General features: G+C 39.3%; 4 protein-coding genes. All 4 read left to right on the top strand.

Annotated features, from left to right (window positions below; genetic code table 11):
• Window positions 1-106: 106 nt before the first annotated feature.
• The 4 genes from OKC40_RS22445 to OKC40_RS22440 are packed head-to-tail and all read left to right on the top strand — an operon-like array spanning window position 107 to window position 1,404.
• Window positions 107-751, top strand: a complete 645-nt coding sequence (locus tag OKC40_RS22445) for a helix-turn-helix transcriptional regulator (protein WP_270797025.1) — start codon at window positions 107-109, stop codon at window positions 749-751.
• 2 nt (window positions 752-753) lie between these two features.
• Entirely contained in the window at window positions 754-993 is a 240-nt protein-coding gene (locus OKC40_RS23035) for a WYL domain-containing protein (protein WP_442865916.1), read from the top strand.
• Window positions 986-1,249, top strand: a complete 264-nt coding sequence (locus OKC40_RS23030; RefSeq protein ID WP_442865915.1) for a YkgJ family cysteine cluster protein — start codon at window positions 986-988, stop codon at window positions 1,247-1,249. Before OKC40_RS23035 ends, OKC40_RS23030 begins: the two co-directional genes overlap by 8 nt.
• 2 nt (window positions 1,250-1,251) lie before the next feature.
• The gene (locus tag OKC40_RS22440; protein ID WP_270797024.1) at window positions 1,252-1,404 is read left to right on the top strand and encodes a hypothetical protein; all 153 of its coding nucleotides are present in this window, start codon (window positions 1,252-1,254) and stop codon (window positions 1,402-1,404) included.
• Window positions 1,405-1,454 lie beyond the last annotated feature (50 nt).

The raw sequence follows: 1,454 nt of genomic DNA, 5'->3' as shown, positions 1-1,454 counted from the left end.
AGAGCCGGCTGGAATGACGACTATCGGGCTCAGTTATTCTTTGGTTAAAATATCAACAAAGTGTGCTCCCGCCCTGGCTTATTGGTAGGGGTTGCGGGAAATTGTGATGGAAAAAAAGAATAAAAAAAATGATCTATTGGTAGAGCGTATAAATGAAATTTTTACTGTTCTATATCAAGGTTCAGAGATCAGTAAAGGCTGGTTATCTGAACGCTTTCACATTACTGAACGTACGGCATACCGAGATTTGGCTCGACTTGCAAATATACTGGATGAGGTTTCACCTGGAAAATATAGACTTTCAAAAGAGCGGCAACCTCGTCTAAATGCATGTGAATTGACTCAGTTTGCATCATTTACTGATGTCGCTCACTTGTTCCCAGGTTCCGATAGCCAACTTCTACGCGATTATATGACCAACGAGAGAAGCATCACCATTAATGGTCATACCAGCCGAGACAATATAAAACTATCTGATATTTTAAAACAACTCTGCATTGCTATTAACAAGCAAAATAAAATTATTTTTCAATATAAAGAAAAAATACGACAAGCCGCACCATATAAGTTAATAAATAAAAGTGGCCTTTGGTATTTGGCAGCGGAAGATAATAGTCTTAAATCATTTGAAGTAGGTAGAATAAAGTCTCTTACTTTGAGCGATGAAATATTTCCTAGAAATCCTTATATCCTAGATGAGCTTAAACATAACTCCGGAATCTATTTTGGAAAAAAACCACCGTTACATTAAGTATATCGCCAGTAGCAGCCCCCTACATCTCTCGTCGAGATATTTTTTCAGAGCAAACTCTGCTGAAAGCAGAGAATGATGGCAGTCTACTTATATCCGCCTCAATAACAGGGCCAGAATATTTATTTCGCTGGCTGAGATATTGGTTACCTGAGATTAAAATAATCACTCCCCAACACTTAGCTGAAGAGTTCTCTGCTGATCTCGCCACTAGAGTAAAAACTGGGATGGCATATGTTTAAGTGTGATGGTTGTGGTTATTGTTGCGAAAATTTACAGCGAAATGAAGCAATGCAAGAGATGCATTCAGGTGATGGCATCTGCTATTTCTTTAATAAAGGCAGCAGAAAATGCAATATATATGAAGACAGACCGTTGATTTGCCGCGTTGATGATTACTTTATATTGAAGATGGTTGGTAACATGAGTAAGGCTGAATACTATAAAGCTAACTCTCATTATTGTGAATTGATGAAGAAAATTAATAAGGAGCATTAAAGATGGCAGTACCACTACTTTTATGGGGTGCCGCAGCCGCACTGGCTGCTACTGGTGTTAAAAAAGGGATTGACGCCAAGAAGGACTTTGATAAGGCAGAAGATATCGCCGAACGAGCACGTAAGCGCCATCAGGGCGGGATCGCACTTTGTTAATGAAATTTGAACAGGCAGATCGTCTGTGATCTAATCGCGTCTCCATGCAG

This window comes from Aeromonas sp. QDB11, assembly GCF_027705265.1.
Lineage (GTDB): Bacteria > Pseudomonadota > Gammaproteobacteria > Enterobacterales > Aeromonadaceae > Aeromonas > Aeromonas allosaccharophila.
Note: the sequence above shows the minus strand (reverse complement) of the source record. Positions and strands in the feature narration are given on the sequence as shown.

Bases quoted from the DNA above. Each gene is read 5' to 3' on its own strand.
- OKC40_RS22445 (WP_270797025.1), top strand. From the start codon at position 107: ATGGAAAAAAAGAATAAAAAAAATGATCTATTGGTAGAGCGTATAAAT.
- OKC40_RS23030 (WP_442865915.1), top strand. From the start codon at position 986: ATGTTTAAGTGTGATGGTTGTGGTTATTGTTGCGAAAATTTACAGCGA.
- OKC40_RS22440 (WP_270797024.1), top strand. From the start codon at position 1,252: ATGGCAGTACCACTACTTTTATGGGGTGCCGCAGCCGCACTGGCTGCT.